The sequence below is a fragment of the Microvirga tunisiensis genome (genome assembly GCF_009296175.1).
In the GTDB taxonomy this organism is placed as follows: Bacteria; Pseudomonadota; Alphaproteobacteria; order Rhizobiales; family Beijerinckiaceae; genus Microvirga; species Microvirga tunisiensis.
The window spans coordinates 33273-51026 of record NZ_VOSK01000005.1 but is presented as its reverse complement, the minus strand read 5'-3'; the positions used below and the strand labels follow the sequence as shown (position 1 = coordinate 51026).

The 17754-nt window shown below is 65.4% G+C and carries 14 protein-coding genes; 7 read left to right on the top strand and 7 right to left on the bottom strand.

Annotated features, from left to right (window positions below):
- Positions 1-287 precede the first annotated feature (287 nt).
- The 3 genes from FS320_RS03425 to FS320_RS03415 all read right to left on the bottom strand — a co-directional run bounded on the left by FS320_RS03425 (position 288) and on the right by FS320_RS03415 (position 3347).
- Complete coding sequence (locus FS320_RS03425; protein ID WP_152709235.1) at positions 288-1559, bottom strand: L,D-transpeptidase family protein; 1272 nt, start codon at positions 1557-1559, stop codon at positions 288-290.
- 274 nt (positions 1560-1833) lie between these two features.
- The gene (locus FS320_RS03420; RefSeq protein ID WP_152709232.1) at positions 1834-2295 is read right to left on the bottom strand and encodes a DUF6163 family protein; all 462 of its coding nucleotides are present in this window, start codon (positions 2293-2295) and stop codon (positions 1834-1836) included.
- A complete protein-coding gene (locus FS320_RS03415) occupies positions 2295-3347 on the bottom strand; it encodes an enoyl-CoA hydratase/isomerase family protein (RefSeq protein WP_152709229.1) in 1053 nt (350 codons plus the stop codon). The genes FS320_RS03420 and FS320_RS03415 overlap by 1 nt, the downstream gene beginning before the upstream one ends.
- A gap of 345 nt (positions 3348-3692) precedes the next feature.
- On the opposite strand from FS320_RS03415, the gene hemB reads away from it, so the two are divergent.
- The 5 genes from hemB (at position 3693) to FS320_RS03390 (ending at position 9184) form a co-directional block, all read left to right on the top strand.
- A complete protein-coding gene (gene hemB / locus FS320_RS03410; RefSeq protein WP_152709227.1) occupies positions 3693-4736 on the top strand; it encodes a porphobilinogen synthase in 1044 nt (347 codons plus the stop codon).
- A gap of 72 nt (positions 4737-4808) precedes the next feature.
- Positions 4809-6386 (top strand): ABC transporter permease subunit, encoded by a 1578-nt coding sequence (locus tag FS320_RS50145; RefSeq protein ID WP_192926246.1) that lies wholly within the window; start codon positions 4809-4811, stop codon positions 6384-6386.
- Positions 6387-6415: 29 nt separating this feature from the next.
- Positions 6416-7657, top strand: coding sequence for a threonine ammonia-lyase (locus FS320_RS03400; RefSeq protein WP_162002783.1), 1242 nt, complete (start codon positions 6416-6418; stop codon positions 7655-7657).
- 10 nt (positions 7658-7667) lie between these two features.
- Positions 7668-8150 (top strand): RDD family protein, encoded by a 483-nt coding sequence (locus FS320_RS03395; protein WP_152709222.1) that lies wholly within the window; start codon positions 7668-7670, stop codon positions 8148-8150.
- Between the two features lie 287 nt (positions 8151-8437).
- Complete coding sequence (locus tag FS320_RS03390) at positions 8438-9184, top strand: arginyltransferase (protein ID WP_152709220.1); 747 nt, start codon at positions 8438-8440, stop codon at positions 9182-9184.
- Positions 9185-9250: 66 nt separating this feature from the next.
- On the opposite strand, the gene FS320_RS03385 is transcribed toward FS320_RS03390, so the two are convergent.
- Positions 9251-9532, bottom strand: a complete 282-nt coding sequence (locus FS320_RS03385) for a hypothetical protein (protein WP_152709218.1) — start codon at positions 9530-9532, stop codon at positions 9251-9253.
- Positions 9533-9792: 260 nt separating this feature from the next.
- Here FS320_RS03385 and wrbA point away from each other — a divergent pair, with 260 nt between their 5' ends.
- The gene (gene wrbA / locus FS320_RS03380) at positions 9793-10473 is read left to right on the top strand and encodes an NAD(P)H:quinone oxidoreductase (RefSeq protein WP_152709215.1); all 681 of its coding nucleotides are present in this window, start codon (positions 9793-9795) and stop codon (positions 10471-10473) included.
- A gap of 166 nt (positions 10474-10639) precedes the next feature.
- Here wrbA and parC read toward each other — a convergent pair whose 3' ends face one another.
- Both parC and recO read right to left on the bottom strand, forming a co-directional pair.
- Positions 10640-12886 carry a DNA topoisomerase IV subunit A gene (gene parC, locus FS320_RS03375; protein ID WP_152709212.1) on the bottom strand — a complete coding sequence of 749 codons (2247 nt, stop codon included), beginning with the start codon at positions 12884-12886 and terminating at the stop codon, positions 10640-10642.
- A gap of 66 nt (positions 12887-12952) precedes the next feature.
- A complete protein-coding gene (gene recO, locus FS320_RS03370) occupies positions 12953-13684 on the bottom strand; it encodes a DNA repair protein RecO (protein ID WP_152709210.1) in 732 nt (243 codons plus the stop codon).
- Between the two features lie 342 nt (positions 13685-14026).
- On the opposite strand from recO, the gene FS320_RS47565 reads away from it, so the two are divergent.
- A complete protein-coding gene (locus FS320_RS47565; RefSeq protein WP_244626949.1) occupies positions 14027-15877 on the top strand; it encodes an OmpA family protein in 1851 nt (616 codons plus the stop codon).
- Between the two features lie 48 nt (positions 15878-15925).
- Here FS320_RS47565 and FS320_RS03360 read toward each other — a convergent pair whose 3' ends face one another.
- A complete protein-coding gene (locus FS320_RS03360; RefSeq protein ID WP_152709208.1) occupies positions 15926-17701 on the bottom strand; it encodes an adenylate/guanylate cyclase domain-containing protein in 1776 nt (591 codons plus the stop codon).
- Positions 17702-17754 lie beyond the last annotated feature (53 nt).

Below are 17754 nucleotides of genomic sequence, written 5' to 3'. Positions count from 1 at the left end.
CCTGTGAGCCCGGCTGGAACGGGCCGCTCGATCCGAATTGCCCAGGCCTTTACCATGGCTGGCTTGACCGCGCCAACCCGCACAGGAGACATGCCCATTAGGCGCTGGAAATGCAACGGGCGGCCGGGGGCAACGCGCCACGTCATGGCCGGCCTTGTGCCGGCCATCCCGATTGGGTGAGCGCGACACCACACAGAAAGGAGATCACCGGCACGAGGCCGGTGATGACGTGGCGATTGAGCGATGACGTTGAGGCTGAGGCTGAGGCCCGCCTCGCGCCCTGCCCTTTAGTTCTGCAGGAACATCTCTTCGTCCGGCTCGGTCGGAGTGCGGCTGGCGACCGGGATCGCGTTGCCGAGGCCGTCCTTGTTGTAGATGTCGTCGCGGAACTGCACGAGGCCGTCTGGGGTGGCCCAGGCGGTCATGTAAATCCAGTGGATCGGAACCGGCTGCGCCAGACGGGCGTCGATGCGCTCGCCGGACTTGAAGGTCGCGTCGATCTGCTCGCGGCTCCAGCCGGGGGTGTCCTTCAGCAGCCACTCGATGTAGTCGCGCACGTTCTGGATGCGGATGCAGCCCGAGGACACGAAACGGAAATCGTCGCCGAAGATGCCCTTGGAGGGCGTGTCGTGCATGTAGACGCCGTGCGGGTTCGGGATATTGATGCGCACGAAGCCCATGGAGTTGAGATCGCCGCCCGGATCCTGGCGGAAGCGGTAGCGGGTCGCCTCGTCCGAGAACCAGTTGATCTGGCTGGATTGAACCTCCTGGCCGGCTCCGTTGAAGATGCGGATCCGGTTCTCGGCCAGGTAGTTCGGCTCCTTCTGCATCTTCGGGATCAGGTCCTTTTTGACCACCGAGGCGGGAGCCGTCCAGAACGGGTTGAAGTTGACCTCAACCACCTTGGAGTTCAGCAGCGGCGACTGGCGGTCGATCTTGCCGACGCCGGCGGCGTGGCGGGTATGCACCACGCCACCCTCCACCGTCTCCACGAGAGCGGCCGGGATGTTGGCCACCGCATAGCGGTTGGGAAGTCCGCTGCCGACGAGGGTGCGCAGGCGGGCCACGTTGATTTCGAGCTGGCGGATACGGACATCGACCGGCACGTTCATGGCGGCGATCGTCGGCGCCGTCACGGTGCCGGTGGAGCTGATGCCGTGGCGGGCCTGGAAGCGGCGCACGCCGGCCTCGACGTAGGAATCGTAGATTGGCGATTCGCCGGCAGCGGCATCGAGGTCGCCCGTGATGATGAGGCGCTGGCGCAGGGCGACGACGGCCGGGCTCTTCGAGCCGACGCGCAGACCCTGGACGCCCTGGACGGGCTGCCAGCCGCCGCGGGCGGCGATGTTGCGGTAGTACTCGATCATCTGCTCGGTGGCGGCAAGCGCCTCCGAAGACAGCATCGGGGTCGAGGTGCGCTGGACGCGGGTGCGGGACACCGCCTCGTAGTTCTGCGACCACTCGGCCTGGCTCGGGGCGGATTGCTGGGCCAGGGCTCCGGTAGCCGGCGTGAAGATCAGGGCGAGCGATCCGGTCAGGAGGGTACGGCGAGAGAACATGAGCGCAGGCTCTTTCCCGGTTAGATGTTGTCGATCGGGGAAGCGGCGAACGGGTGTCCGCATCTGTCCCCTTCCCAGCGATAAGTGCCGGGATAGGATTAAGGAACGGTATCGAAAGCGAGGAACATAGGGGCCGTTTTATGGCAAACCGCCCTGCCCGGTGCTCCTCGCGCCTCTGAAACGCCTTTGGCCCTTATGTAACTTTGAACTGTGTTCTTGAGGATACACTTCTGCGTGAGGAGCTTGGCAGGCTGCACGCGATCAGTGGTCTTCCTCAGTGGTTTTCCTGCGCGGCCAGCCATGAGACGCCGAGATAGACCGCCATCAGCGTCAGGAAGAACGCCAGCGTCATGACGCCGCCGGAGACGATTCCCGGGAAAAATGCTGCGAGAATCAGGTGGCTCATGATGGCGAGGAGCCACATGATTCCGCCCCAGGTGCTGGCCATCCAAAGCCCGACCGCGGCGATCAGGTCGATCAGGGCGAAATAGATGATGGTGGCCTGATACCCCGTCGAGCGCCCCTCGAACTGCCCGACCGGCGTCCAGACGCCGAGGATCACCGCCCAGGCGCTCAGGCCCTTCATGATCCAGAGGATCGCCAGGACCCGCATGAACCAGGTGAGAACGAAGCTCCAGCGCATGACCGTAGTGGCGACGGGACGCTCCTCGATCCGGTCGGACAGGTACTCGCGCGCCGCATGGGTGGATGGGGTTTGGCTGCCGTTGCGGGGCATCAGGCGATCTCCAATTCCCGTTCGCCCAGGCTGGCGAAGTGATGCTCGATCACGGCCCGGTCCACCGCCTCCAGGGAGGCGGGCTGCCATCGCGGCTGGTTGTCCTTGTCGATCAGGACCGCCCGCACGCCCTCGTAGAAGTCGTGACCGTCACCGATCCGGGACACGATGCGGAACTCGGTCTTCATCGCGTCCTCGAAATCCATCGACGCGCCCCGGCGCACCTGCTCGAAGGCCAGATTCATGCTGGTCGGCGACTTCGCCCGCATGCCGGCAACGGTCCTGGCGGCAAAGTCGGAGCCCTTCTCGGCTGCCCGGTCGAGGCGGGCCAGGATGTCGATGACGCTATCGGCGGAGAAGCAGGAATCGATGAGATCCCTCTCGGCCTCCAGAGGAGCCTGATCGGGATCCGTCGCGACCCGGGACAGGGCAACCTCGACGGAGTCTCCGGCGATCAAGGCCTGGCGCAAACCTTCGATGTTCCCGCTCGGCACCGCATGGGTCGCCAAGCCCAGCATCACCGCATCGGCACGCCTCACCCGCTCGCCCGTGAGGGCAAGGTACATGCCCGTCTGTCCCGGCAGGCGCGGGAGCGCGTAGGTCGCGCCCACATCGGGGAAGAACCCGATCCCGACCTCGGGCATGGCGAAGAGGTAGCGGTCGCCCGCCACCCGGTAGGAGCCGTGCAGCGAAATGCCGACGCCGCCGCCCATGCAGATCCCGTCGATGAGGGAGACATACGGCTTCGGATAGCGCTTGATCCGTATGTTGAGCTGGTATTCCTCGCGCCAGAAGGCGAGCGCCTCGTCGCGCTTGCCGGCCCGCAGGTCGTCCGTGAGCTGCCGGATGTCGCCGCCGGCGCAGAAGGCCTTCTCGCCCGCGCCCTGGACGACGATCCGCGTCACGGCGGGATCCCTGGCCCAGGCGTCGAGCGCCCGGCGCATCTCGCGCACCATGGTCAGGTTCAGCGCGTTGAGAGCCCGTGGACGGTTGAGCGTGATGATGCCAGCCTCGCCCTGCTTCTCGCAGAGGATGTCGACGCTCTCGTCCATGAAACGCTCCTTCATCTCGATGCGGCTTAGAACAAGCCCGGGGTCGGCCGTCAATGGACACGATGTCATTCCCGGAAAAACCGTCCTCCGCGTCATCGCCGGCCTCGTGCCGGTGGTCCCGCTTCGGTGATACGCGGCGCTTCTCCGTATCGCGATGGCCGGGACATGCCTGGCCATGACTTGAAGGAAGATACACGGGGCCAGCCGGCAATGCATGGCTGGGTTGAGGCCAATTTCACACGGATCGGGCCGAACTGCGACCTCGAACCCTTTTTTAGAGAGATTTAAATGTGCTAACCCTCTCGGCATCCGCCGGCGCAGCGAAGCCGGCGCCGTGTGAGGATTATGTCGAAGCTGTCGCCGTTCCCCCGCCGCTCCTCGGAGGAAGCCCCCACTTCTTCCCTGAACCTGTCCCACCGCCTGCGACGCAACCGCAAGGCCGAGTGGTCGAGGCGGCTGGTATGCGAGAACGTGCTCACGGCCAACGACCTGATCTGGCCGATCTTCGTGGTCGAGGGCGCCAGCGGACGGCAGCCGGTGACGTCCATGCCCGGCGTCGAGCGCCTTACCATCGGAGAGGCCGTGCGCGAGGCCGAGCGGGCGGCATCCCTCAACATCCCCGCCATCGCGCTCTTCCCCTACACGGATCCTTCCTTGCGCGATCCGACGGGAACGGAATCCCTCAACAGCCGTAACCTGGTCTGCCGGGCCGCGCGCGAGATCAAGAAGGCGGTGCCGCAGATCGGCATCGTCTGCGACGTGGCGCTCGATCCCTATACCAGCCACGGCCATGACGGCGTGATGGACGGCGAACGCATCCTCAACGACGAGACGGTGGCGCTGCTTGTGCGCCAGGCCGTGCTCCAGGCGGAAGCCGGCGCCGACGTCATCGCCCCGTCCGACATGATGGACGGCCGCGTGGCCGCCATCCGGGAGGGTCTCGACGAGGCCGGGTTCCTGGACGTGCAGATCATGGCCTATGCGGCGAAATACGCTTCCGCCTTCTACGGCCCGTTCCGGGACGCCATCGGCACCAGCACGTGCCTCGTCGGCGACAAGCGCACCTACCAGATGGATCCGGCGAATTCCGACGAGGCCATGCGCGAGGTCGCCCTCGACCTCGAGGAAGGCGCCGACATGATCATGATCAAGCCCGGCATGCCCTATCTCGACATCGTGCGCCGGGTGAAGGACAGCTTCGCCGTTCCGACCTTCGCCTACCAAGTCTCCGGTGAGTATGCCATGATCCAGGCCGCGGCCGGGAACGGCTGGATCGACGGAGAACGGGCGATGATGGAGAGCCTCCTGGCCTTCAAGCGTGCTGGCGCGGACGGCATCCTCACCTATTTCGCCCCTCGGGTCGCGGAAAAGCTCAAAAACCAAGGCTGATTCGCGATCGCACTGAGGGGTTCGCTTCGTGTCAGGCTCATCGTACTTCAGAGACTGGCTCAGGAAGTGAACGTGACCGAGCCGAGAGCGGTCGAGCGCGCGCCCAGCCTTCCCCCACGAAGCTCGGGCGTGCCCGAGGTGGCTCCTCTCTCAGGTCATGGTCGGGCGTGTCCCGGCCATTCCGATCAGGAAAAGCCTCGCGCCTCTCGGATCGGGATCACCGGCACGAGGCCGGCGATGACGAAGCAAGGCGGTGGCTGGCCAGATTCTCGAGATGAGGAACGAGGGCTTTGCCTGCGTTCAAGCCAGTTTCTGAGAATCGCCCGGTTCGTTTCTCTCCTGTTATGCCTCTGCCTGCTCACCGCCTGCGGGCTGTCCATCGATGCGGAGCAGGCGCGGGTCTGCCGCTCCGCTCTGCCAGCTCTCAATCCCGGCGCGGCGATCACCGTCGAGCGCGTCCGGACGGGTCCCGTGCCGAGGAGCCTGCAGGTGGATTACCTGGCACAGTACCACGACCGCCCGATCCTCGAGCGCTTCGCCATCTGCCAGTTCGTGGCGGAGGGGCTTTCCCCGAACAAGGCCGAACTGACCGGTCTTGCGACCGAGGAAGGCCCGCTCTCCGGCGCCAGCCTTTATCTCCTGAAGCGCTATTATCTCGAGACGCCGGAGGGATCGGCGGGCGATCCCGGCAGTCAGCAGGCTGTCGACGTGGCCGAAATCCCCATGGATGCCGCCTATTGGCTGCAGCAGATCCTGGTGAGCCTGCCACGGACGGCGATCTACGCGCTGTTGTCCGTCGCCTTCGCCCTCGTCTTCGGCCTCAGCGGCCGGATCAATCTGGCCTTCGGCGAACTCGCGGCGATCGGCTCGGCGGCGGCGATTGCCGGAGCCTCGGTCGTGCTGGGTTTCGGCGCCAGCTCGCCCGTTCTCGGCTTGGCGGCCGGTCTCGTGGCCGCTCTTTTCGCAGGCGCGATCCATAGCGCGGTCGGCGGGTACTTCACCATCGGCCGGATCGTCAGCGCGAGCCCGCAGCCGAGCCTGATCGCGACGGTCGGGTTCTCTCTCTTCCTGATGGAATACCTGCGCCTCGTGCAGAGCCCGGTGACGGTCTGGCTCCCGCCGATCTGGTCGGAAGCCTGGCCCCTCGCGCGTGCGGACGGTTTCATCGTCAGCCTGACGCCAATTACGGTCATCACGGCGGGGATCGGACTCCTCGCGGCTCTCGGTCTCCTCTGGCTCGTCCAGGCGACGCGGTTCGGACGGGCTTGGCGGGCCTATGCGGACGATGCGCATGCGGCAGCCCTCATGGGCGTCAATGGCCCCCGCCTGCTCGTCGAGACGCTGGCGCTGGCCGGCGCCATGGCGGGGCTCTCGGGCATGCTGATCGTCGCGCAATATGGTGGCTTGGGCTTCGCCGGCGGCTTTCAATACGGCCTCAAAGCGCTGATCGCCGCCATCATCGGCGGCATCGGCTCGATCCCCGGCGCAATGCTGGGAGGCTTCGCGGTGGGATTGTTCGAGACCCTGTGGTCGGCGTATCTACCTATCGAGATACGCGACATGGCTCTTTACATGGCCCTTGTCGTCTTTCTGATCTTTCGGCCCGGCGGCCTGCTGGGATTCAGGGATCCGACACCAAGACCCGTATAAACGGGTACAATAAAAGTCCGGAGGACAACGTGGCCGAATACGCCATCACCATCGAGGATGTGAAGCGCGCGGCGGAGACGATCCAGGGCCAGGTCCTGCGAACGCCCCTCGTGCCCGCCCCTCGCCTGTCGCAGCTCACCGGCGCGACCGTGTTCGTGAAGCACGAGAACATGCAGCCGACCGGCTCCTTCAAGGAGCGGGGCGCCGCCACCAAGCTGGAGAGCCTCGACCAGGCCGAGCGCGGACGCGGCGTCATCGCCATGTCGGCCGGCAACCACGCCCAGGCCGTCGCCTATCATGCGCGTCGCCTCGGCATCCCGGCCACCATCGTGATGCCGGAAGGCACCCCCCTGGTGAAGGCGGAGAACACCCGCTCCTATGGCGCACAGGTCATCCTGGACGGCGAGACGCTCTACGAATCCGCCCTCCGCGCCCGCGAGATCGCCGAGCAGGAGGGGCTTATCTTCGTCCATCCCTACGACGATCCGAAGGTCATGGCAGGCCAGGGCACCATCGCGCTCGAAATGCTGGCCGACGCTCCCGATCTCGACCAGATCGTCGTACCCATCGGCGGCGGCGGACTGATCTCGGGCATCACGGTCGCCGCGAAGGCCCTCAAACCCTCGATCGACATCGTCGGCGTGGAAGCGGCCCTCTACCCGTCCTTCCGCAATGCCATCCGGGGCGAGAACCGGCCGATCGGCGGCGCCACGCTGGCGGAAGGCATCGCAGTGAAGACCGTCGGGCAGCTCCCGTTGCCCATTGTGCGCGATCTCGTGTCCGACATCATCCCCGTCGAGGAGGCGCTGATCGAGCGGGCGGTCAATGCCTATGCCACCCTGCAGAGGACCATGGCAGAGGGCGCCGGCGCGGCCGGCCTCGCCGCCATGCTGGCGGCCCCTGAACGCTTCCAGGGCAAGCGGGTCGGTCTCGTGCTCTGCGGCGGCAACATCGACGCGCGGATCCTGGCCTCCGTGATGGTGCGCGAGCTGGAACGGGACGACCGCATCACGTCGTTCCGCATCACGTCGAACGACAGGCCGGGGCTGCTCGGGCGCGTGGCGAGCCTCCTCGGGAGTCTCGGCGCCAATATCCTCGAGGTCTCCCACGGGCGTCTGTTCCTGGACGTGCCGGCGAAAGGCGTGTCCATCGACATCACTATCGAAACGCGGGATCGAGCGCATACATTAGAGGTGTTCGAGGCCCTTGCGGCGGAGGGGCTCGCGCCGCAGCGCATCGAATCCCGCAGCCTGCCCGAGACCGCCTTCTGAGGAGAGAAAGATGGTCAACCGACCTTACCCGCCGACGCTGAACTACCCGTCCTACGAGCTCGACACCCGGTTGACCGAGGGCGTCATCTCCCGTCGGTTCTGGGCCTATCTGATCGATCTGGTCGTGATCGCGCTCTGGGTCGTGCTGATTTCCATCGGGATCTTCTTCCTCGGCATCATCACGCTCGGCCTCGGCTGGGGGCTGTTCTTCGCCCTTCCCCTCACGGCCCTGATCTTCATCGTCTACAACGCCGTCACCATCGGCGGGTCCTCGCAGGCGACTGTAGGCATGCGCTACATGGGCCTTCGCGTGATCAACCCGCAGACCGGCAGAGGCGCGTCGCCGCTCGCCGCGGCGGTGCATGCGCTCTTCTTCTATGTCGCGATCTCGACCTTCCTGCTCTGGGCCTGCGACGTGCTCGTCGGCTTCGTCCGCGACGACCGGCGCTTCTTGCGCGATCTGCTCACGGGCATGATGGTCGTGCGGGCCTAGGGCACCACAAGATAGAGGGATCCGCGGCACATTCCTAAGCCCTCATCCTGAGGGCCGCCGAAGGCGGTGTCTCGAAGGATCAGGGCGCCTCCAGTGCGCTCTAGAACCTCCTTCGAGACGCCTGCTGTGCAGGCTCCTCAGGATGAGGTCGAGAATTGTGAGCTGGCCCTTCCTGACAGCAATCAAACGCCTGTGACATTCGCCCTCTTTTCCTGGACGTGGCTGACACCAATGTTATCCTTGGGCGTTGACGTAGCGCTCAAGGTTTCTCCACGAGGCTTTCCCGATTGACGAGCCAGCCCCGCGACGCCCCGCAATTCTATCTCACCTCCCCGTCCGCATGCCCCTATCTGCCGGGCAAGGAGGAGCGCAAAGTCTTCACGCATATCGTGGGACGCCGCGGCCGGGAGCTCAACGAGATCCTCACCCAGGGCGGCTTCCGCCGGTCACAGACCATTGCCTATCGACCGGCCTGCGACACGTGTCGCGCCTGTGTGTCCGTTCGCGTGCTCGTGAACGAGTTCGAGCCCTCCGGCAATCTGAAGCGGGTTCTGAAGGACAATGCCGACCTGATCGGCCACGCCCTGCCCAACCGTCCGACATCGGAGCAATATTCGCTCTTCCGCCGCTACGTCGACACGCGACACGCCGACGGCGGCATGGCCGACATGACGGTGCTCGACTACTCCATGATGGTCGAGGACAGCCATGTGGACACGAAGCTGATCGAGTATCGCCGGCGCGGGATCGACAGCGGGCTCACCGGCCGCGGCGAAGGCGACCTGATCGCCGTCGGCCTCACGGACGAGATGAGCGACGGGCTCTCCATGGTCTACTCGTTCTACGAACCGGAGTTGCACGACCGCAGCCTCGGCACCTTCATGATTCTCGACCATATCCGCCGCGCGAAGGCGATGGGCCTGCCCTATCTCTATCTCGGCTACTGGGTCGAGGGCTCGAAGAAGATGGGCTACAAGGCCCGCTTCAAGCCGCAGGAGCGGCTTCTCGCCCCTGGCTGGGAGCGGGTGGATTGAGAGTTGAATCCGCCCGTCGGCGTTCGGCCGTCTGCCGACGCACGGAGCAGCTTTCCTGCCTAATCCTCAGCCATTGTCCTGGGATATGTTGACGGGATGCTTCCTCCTGGCCGGCCGATCGCTATAGGGCTTCGGGGAGACCGGGCGAGACGGAGTTGCGGCCCCTTTCGGACGCTTGCTGCCGGACATCCGGCCGGTGTCGGAACTCGATGGCGTGGCCCCGGCGCGCTGGGCGTGGCCGATCGCGTTGATCGCCGCCCCGAGCGGCAAGGACTGGGCCGTGGCCGGAGTGGCGGCGATCAAGGAACCGCCCGCAATGCCGGCAATCAAGAGGAAACGAGCGATCATGAGGACTTCCCTTCGGCAAAAGGCATTCCGCCGTTGAGCCTAGAGTTCGGCGTGATCCGATCCTGCGCTTCGCGGCTTGTCCCTTCCTTAAAGGAAGATCGCGGCGATTGAGCCCTCCAAACGGAGGGGCCGGGTCGATAAATCCGCAGGTGGAAGCGCGCAGGCTCTGCTCGCATGGGCGGGTCATTCGGCGAGAGAGCCGGAACAACCCCGCCCGCATCTTGTTCGTTGCGTAATCCTCACGCAAACGAAGGTGCGCCATGGCCAAGATCCTGGTCGTCTACTACTCGTCCTACGGCCATATCGAGACGATGGCTCAGGCCATCGCGGAGGGCGCCCGCTCGGTCGCGGGTGCGGAGGTCGTCGTCAAACGCGTGCCTGAACTCGTGCCGGAGGAGATTGCGCGCAAGTCGGGCATGAAGATCGACCAGGATGCGCCGACGGCCGACCCGAATGAGCTCGGCGATTACGACGCCATCATCTTCGGCACGCCGACCCGCTACGGCAACATGGCCGCCCAGATGCGCAACTTCCTCGACCAGACCGGCGGCCTGTGGGTGAAAGGCGCGCTCGTCGGCAAGGTCGGCAGCGTCTTCGCGTCCACGGCGACCCAGCATGGCGGGCAGGAAACCACCATCACGTCGTTCCACACCACGCTTCTCCACCACGGCATGATCATCGTCGGCCTGCCCTATTCCTATCCAGGTCAGACCAAGATGGACGAGATCACGGGCGGCACGCCCTACGGCGCGACAACGCTCGCCGGCGGCGACGGCTCGAGGCGACCGAGCGAAAACGAACTCGGAGGCGCCCGCTTCCAGGGCCGGCACGTGGCCGAGATCGCGGCGCGTCTGGAGAGAGGCGCGGGCGAGCGCGGCCCCGTGCCGCCGGACATGAACAACCCGACGGAGACGACGGGCGGGACGGCGGGTCGATCCTGAACACGTCGTCACCGGCCTTGTGCCGGTGATCTCGATTCGAAAAGCATGGCGCTTCCCATGATCGGGATGGCCGGGACAAGCCCGGCCATGACATGGATTGTTATACGTGGAGAATTCCCAAAGTGATCCCGGACGGCGCGAGCCATCCGGGGTGACTGCCCGATGATCACTCCCCGAACCTGTTCGACTTCGGGAAGCCCTTGGGCGGCAGGCGGCCGGCTTCGGTGCGGTCGCCCATCCAGTCGCGCAGGTCTTCCTTGGCGACCGTCCAGGTGCGGCCCGAAGTATCCTTCCAGGTCAGGCCTTCCTTGAGCTTGAAGACCTTGGCGTCGGAGACGCCGCCGTCCTTGTAGCGCTGGAGGCGCACGCCCTTGCCGCGGGTCATCTCCGGCACCTGATTCGACGGGAAGATCAGGAGCTTGCGGTTCTCGCCGATGATCGCGACGTGGTCGCCCTCCGACTCGGCGCAGACCACCATCCTGGCGGGCGCGTCGAGATTGAGGATCTGCTTGCCCTTGCGGGTGTTCGCCGTGATCTCCTCGGTCGGCACCACGAAGCCGCGCCCGTCCGTCGCCACGACCAGCAACTTCGAGCCCGCCTTGTACGGGAAGGCCGCGATGAAGTCGGCGCCCTCCTCCAGGTCGACCATGAGGCGGATCGGATCGCCGAAGCCGCGCCCGCCGGGGAGCTTGGAGGCATCGAGCGTGAAGAAGCGCCCGTTATCCGCCGCCACGACGATCTTGGACGTGGTCTCGGCGAAGAAGGCGACTTTGAGCGCATCGTCGCCCTTGAACTGCACGCCCGACAGATCGGCCTGATGGCCCTTCATGGCGCGGATCCAGCCTTTCTCGGACACGATGACCGTGATCGGCTCGCGCTCGATCATGGCCTCGGCGAAGTCGATGTCCGAGGTGTCCGGCGCCTCGGCGAAGGAGGTGCGGCGCTTGCCCAAGGCGGTGTCGGGCCCGAAGGTCTTGCGGACCTCCTTGATCTCGCCCGCGATGGTCTTCCACTGCACCTTCTCGGAGCCGAGAAGCTCCTCGATCTTGGCCTTCTCGTCCTGAAGGTTCTTCTGCTCGCGCTTGAGCTCCATCTCCTCGAGCTTGCGAAGCGAGCGCAGGCGCGTGTCGAGGATGGCGTTGGCCTGGAGCTCGGTGAGCTTGAAGAAGCGCATCAGCTCCTGCTTCGGCTCGTCCTCCTCGCGGATGATTTTGATCACGCGGTCGAGGTCGAGATAGACGATGAGCAGGCCGCCCAGGATCTCCAGGCGCCTGTCGATGGCCGCCAGGCGGAAGCCCGAGCGGCGGATCAGCACCTCGCGGCGATGGTCGAGCCATTCGCGCAGGCATTCCACCAGCCCCAGCACCTTCGGCACCTTGCCGCCGGCGAGCACGTTCACGTTCATCGGGATGCGGCTCTCGAGCTCGGTCAGCCTGAAGAGCGATTCCATCAGGATGATCGGATCGACCGTCTTGGCGCGCGGCTCCAGAACCACGCGGATGTCTTCCGCCGATTCATCCCGCACGTCGGCGAGCAGCGGCAGTTTCTTCTCCTGCAGCAGCTCGGCGATCTTCTCGATGAGGCGGGACTTCGGCACGGAATACGGGATCTCGGTGACGACGATGTGCCAGTTGCCGCGGCCGAGATCCTCCTTCGCCCAGCGGGCGCGCACGCGGAACGAGCCGCGGCCAGTGCGATAGGTCTCGGCCATGGAGGTCGGCGTGTCGACGATGATGCCGCCGGTCGGCAGGTCCGGGCCCGGCACGAACTGCATCAGCTGCTCGGCGGTCGCATTCGGCTTCGAGATGAGATGCATCGCCGCATCGCAAAGTTCGGCGGCGTTGTGCGGCGGGATCGAGGTCGCCATGCCGACCGCGATGCCCTGCGAGCCGTTGGCGAGCAGGTTCGGGAAGGCCGCCGGGAGCACGACCGGCTCCTCGTTAGTCTGGTCGTAGGTCTCGCGGAAGTCGACGGAATCCTCGTCGATGCCTTCGAGCAGCAGCCGCGCCACTTCCGTCAGCTTGGCTTCGGTGTAGCGCATGGCCGCGGCGTTATCGCCGTCAATATTGCCGAAATTGCCCTGCCCGTCCGCCAGCGGATAGCGCTGGGCGAAGTCCTGCGCCATGCGCACCAGGGCGTCATAGATCGACTGGTCGCCGTGCGGGTGGAACTGACCCATCACGTCGCCGACGATGCGGGCGCATTTCTTCGGCGCCGACTTCGGATCGAGCCTCAGGAGGCGCATGGCGTGCAGGATGCGGCGGTGGACGGGCTTCAAGCCGTCGCGCGCATCCGGCAGCGCCCGGTGCATGATGGTGGAGAGCGCATAGGCGAGGTAGCGCTCCTCCAGGGCGTCCTTGAGATTGATGTTCTCGATCGCGCCCCCTGACGGCGGATTGACCGGCTTACCCATGACTCGAAATCCTCAACTGCGAATCGCTTCTTACCATCTGAAATGAGAACATAACAGAAACAAAACTCATTGGTCCCCAGCTGTGGCCAGTGCGACGAAACGCGCCCGCTCCTCCGGCGCCCTCTGGCCCTGGGGATCGAAGACGTTCTGATGCAGGAAGAAATCCGTCAGGGCAAATCCCGCGCGGATCTCCTCCTCGCCGGGCCGGTTGGCCCTGGACTGTCCGATCAGGAAGCCCGGCAGCTTCAGGAGCCTGTCCTTGTAGGGCTCCCCGGCCGTGGCGCTGACGGCCCGGCCGCTCTTCGGGGAGACGTAGGTGAGATCCCGCTCGCTCCCCGTGGCGGCGCAGGAGGACAGGTCGAGACCGAAGCCGAGCTCGGTCAGCATGGCGAGCTCGAACCTCACGAACAGCGCCGGCGCGAGGTCGGCATCGTCCAGGTGATCGACCAGCACGGTCAGGGTCTCGTAAAGGGGAAAATGGGGATCGCGCTCCGGGAAGTAGCGCAGGAGGTGGGCCAGGGTCGCGAGGCCATACAGGGCCATCGAGGAGCCCATGAGGCGTGCGGCGCGCAGGTCCAGGCCCTCGACCTGATAGGCCCCGAGGTGCTCGTCGAGCCGCGCGCGCCAGGTCACATGGACGGTATTCCCCGGCTGGAGCACGGGCTGCAGGGTTTTCGAGCGGCCGCCATGGACCAGGCCCAGATGGCGCCCATGCCCGCGGGTCATCAGCTCGAGGATGACGCTCGTTTCTCCGTGTTTGCGGACGCCGAGAACGACGCCTTCATCAGTCCACTGCATCCGTCCCGGCTGCCTTCGGCGAGAGTGTTTCCCGAGAGTCCGGTCAGGACTCGAAATTCTTTCGTCATCACCGGCCTTGTGCCGGTGATCCCGATTGAGAAAAGCGCGTCGCTTCGGACAATCGGGATGGCCGGGACAGGGCCATGACGGAGAGTGTGTCATGTCCGGCCAGACTCTGAACTCCAGATGTAAGCATTCAGGCCGCATTCATCCATGTTTTTCAACCATATCGGCGAACTTCTAAAATTTTGTTTCAAAAGCGGAATTCCGCCTTTCTCGGAACCAACCCGGCAGCTTGTCATTGTCGATGACCTTAGTGCGCCAAACGATGAATTGAGGATCATGAAGCTTTCCAGTCTGTTTCTTGCGAGTACCGCCCTTCCCCTGATGCTGCTGCCGGCGCATGTCTCGGCCCTCGAGCCAACCCCAACACCACCCCTCGTTCTGGCTCAGGCTGGACCGGCAACCGATGAAGAGCTGCCGCCCGGAGCGCGTCAAAGACGGCAGGGACAGGACGGAGAACGCGGCGGGCGCCCCGGTCAGGAGCGCAGGCAGGGCGGACAGGATCAGGGTGGACCCGGAGCATCCGAGGAGCGCGGTCAGCGTCCGCCTCGCGGAGCGGGTCCCGGCGCACAGGGGCCCGACGATGGTCCTGGAGCCCAGCGACCCCGCCGCGAGCCCGGCCCTCCGACCGAACGGCCGGCGCCGCCTCCCGCTGCCGAGCCAGCCACCCCGGCCCGTCCGGCACAACAGGCTCCCGCCGAGCGACCGCAGCCCCCGGCGGACACCCCGGCACGACCGCAACGCCCGGCCGCCCAGGAGCGCGACCAGCCACCAGCCGAGCGACCGCGGCCTCAGGCCCCGGCTGGACAGACTCGTCCCGCCACCCCTCCGCCCGCTGCCCAGCCGGCAGCGCCTCCGTCCCCGGCTCAGCAGCGGCAGGCTCCGGATGTCGCGCCCCCGGCGGAGCGCCAGCGCTCCGGCCGCTCCGACAGCACCGAGAATCCCGACCGCACGCGCGGCCAGCGGCCGACGCAGGAGCAACCGGCCGTTCCCCCAACGCCTCCTGCAGCCGCCCAACCCGCGCCGTCCGCGCCAAGGCCCGCCCCTTCCGCCCCTACGGCGGCGCCAGCCGCTCCTGTTCCAGCGGCCCCTGCGCCGGCCACTCGCGCCCAGCCGACACCTCCCGTTCCGGGAGCACCCGTCCAGCAGGTGCCCGGACGGACCGCTCCTCAGCAGGCGGCTCCCGGTACGATGCAGCCTCTGGATCCGTCGCGGGTCCGCATCGAGGATCTGCGCGGCCAGCGCCGTGAGCGGCGGGAAGGCGACCGGGTCATCATCGAGGAACCCGGTAACCGGACCATCATCCGCGAGGGCAATCAGGTCATCATCCGTCACGACGAGACCGAACGGTTCCGCCGCACCTATCGCGATGCCGATATCCGCACGGAGCGGCGTGGGGCCGACGAGGAGGTCACCATCGTACGCCGTCCTGACGGGTCCGAGATCGTGACGGTCCGGGACCAGTACGGCAACCTGATCCGCCGATCGAGGCGCGAGGCCGCAGGCCGCGAGGTGGTGCTGATCGAGAACAGGCGCGGCGGCCGTCGTCCGACTGGATACGGATACTCCGAGGAGGAGGTCGTGCGGCTGCCGCCGCCGGTCGTCCGCATTCCCCGCGAGCAGTACATCGTGGACGTGGAGGACGCCTCTCAGGACGATCTGGTCGAGGCTTTCACCGCTCCGCCCGTCGAGCGCATCGAGCGATCCTATACGCTCGACGAGGTTCGTCGCAGCCAGCCACTGCGCGAACGCATGCGTCGGGTCGACGTGGATACGGTCACCTTCGAGTTCGGCTCCTGGGAACTAGCTGGAGATCAGGCCGGCGCCCTGACGGGTATCGCCGAGGCGATCCGCTCGGCCCTGTCTCGGAATCCCAACGAGATCTTCCTGATCGAAGGCCATACCGATGCCGTCGGCGCGGACGAGGACAATCTGACTCTCTCCGACCGGCGCGCCGAGACGGTTGCGACCATCCTTACGGAACGCTTCCAGATCCCGGCCGAGAACTTGACGACCCAAGGCTACGGCGAACAATACCTGAAGGTGGATACGCAATCGCCCGAGCGGCAAAACCGCCGAGTGGCCATGCGCCGGATCACCCCGCTGCTGCAGGGACAGAACCAGCAGTAAGACAAGGCGCCGGGGAGGATACTCATCCTCCCGGCGCCTTTTGAGCTGTCATTCCGCAAGACCGGCAAGGCGCAGGCCTTCCGCGAAGCGGCTCATGGCTTCCTTGCTGAAGGCCATGGCCGCGATGATGTCCGAGATCGTGATCCCGGGATAATTCTTCACCAACTCGCCGACACTGTCCCGACCCTTGTCGAGATCGCCCGCCAAGGCATAGGAGGGGGCGAGCGTGCGATGAATCCAGGCGGCGCTCGGTTTCGCCATCAGTCCCTTCTCCTGCCACTGCGCCGCCTGATCGTATCGCTTGGCGATGAAGTGGGCGCAGCCGATGCCCATGTCGCAGTTGAACGCCATCGGATCGTACGGACTGAGACGCAGCGAGCGTTCGAAATGCTGGATCGCGACCTCCGGATCGTGCTGGTAGTTGTGCAGCCATCCGCTGCGGTTCCAGGCCCAGGCCGAGTTCGGGTCCAACGTGAGGGATCGCTCCAGCATGGATTCGGCGCGCTGGTACTCCCGCGTGATCGTCAGGGCAGCGCCGAGCACCGTCAGAATGAACGGATCGTCGTGGGCGATCGCGGCAGCCGCCTGTGCCTGACGCAGGGTCTCGCGCTTATCCTCCTGCACATTCTTGGACCAGTTGTAGACGATCCGCTGCCCTCGGCACCAAGCGGCCAGAGAGAGGGCGAGCGGATAGCCCGGATCGAGCAGAAGGGCTTTGTCGATCAGCCGGGTCGCCTCCTTGTTGGCCTCGAACTCCAAGGCCCAGACATAAGGCAGGGACCTCATGACGAGATCGTAGGCATCGAGGCTCTCGGGGCGTTTGCGCCTTGCCCGTTCGATCTCGGCCGCCCGGATGGAGGGCTGAATCGAACCGACGACGCTGGTCGTGATCCGATCCTGGAGATCGAACACATCCGCCATGACACCATCGTAATGCTCGGCCCAGAGATGCACGCCGCTGGCTGCATCGACCAGCTGCGCGGTAATACGGATTCTTTCTCCGGAACGCCTGACACTGCCCTCGAGCACATACCGCGCGCCCAACTCGCGCCCGATCTGCGGAACGCCCACATTCCGACCCTTGTAGGTGAAGGTCGAGTTGCGGGCGATGACGAAGACGGATCTGAAGCGTGACAAGGCAGCGATGATGTCCTCAACGATGCCGTCGGCGAAATACTCCTGTTCAGGGTCATTGGTGAGATTGACGAACGGCAGGACCGCGATGGACGGCCTGTCCCGCAGCGAAGAGGCGGGCCGCGCCTCGGATGAGATCGTCGACGGATCTAGTCCTGCCAGAAGGCAATAGACCTTGATGAGCCTCCCGATGTTCTTGAAGCGATGCTCGCCATGATCCTCGAATTGGTACGGCAGCTTGTCCCTTACCTCCTCATGGACTTTTCCGGACAGGCAGATTCCGCCGGGCAACGCCATCTTCTGCAGGCGTGAGGCGATGTTCACTCCGTCGCCGAAGATGTCCCCGTCCTCCTCGATGATGATGTCGCCGAGATTGATCCCGATCCGCAACTGGAGAGGCTTGATGATCTCTCCATCCGAAACCTGGGAAACCGTCTCCTGAAGATCGACGGCACAGCGGACCGCTTCGACGGGACTCGAGAACTCGCATAGGAAGCCATCCCCAATGGTTTTCACCAGGCGACCATGATGGATGCGGATTCGCGGTTCGATGACCTGGCGCCGCAGATCTCTGAGACGGGCGAGCGTTCCTTCCTCGTCTTTGGACATGAGATCTGAATAGCCCACCACATCTGCGGCGAGGACAGCGGCGAGACGTCTTTGCGCCGTCTGATCAGAAGAGCTGCTCATGGCCTCTCCAGGACGTCGACGTCGACACTGATGGGCTACTTCAGGACGGTTTT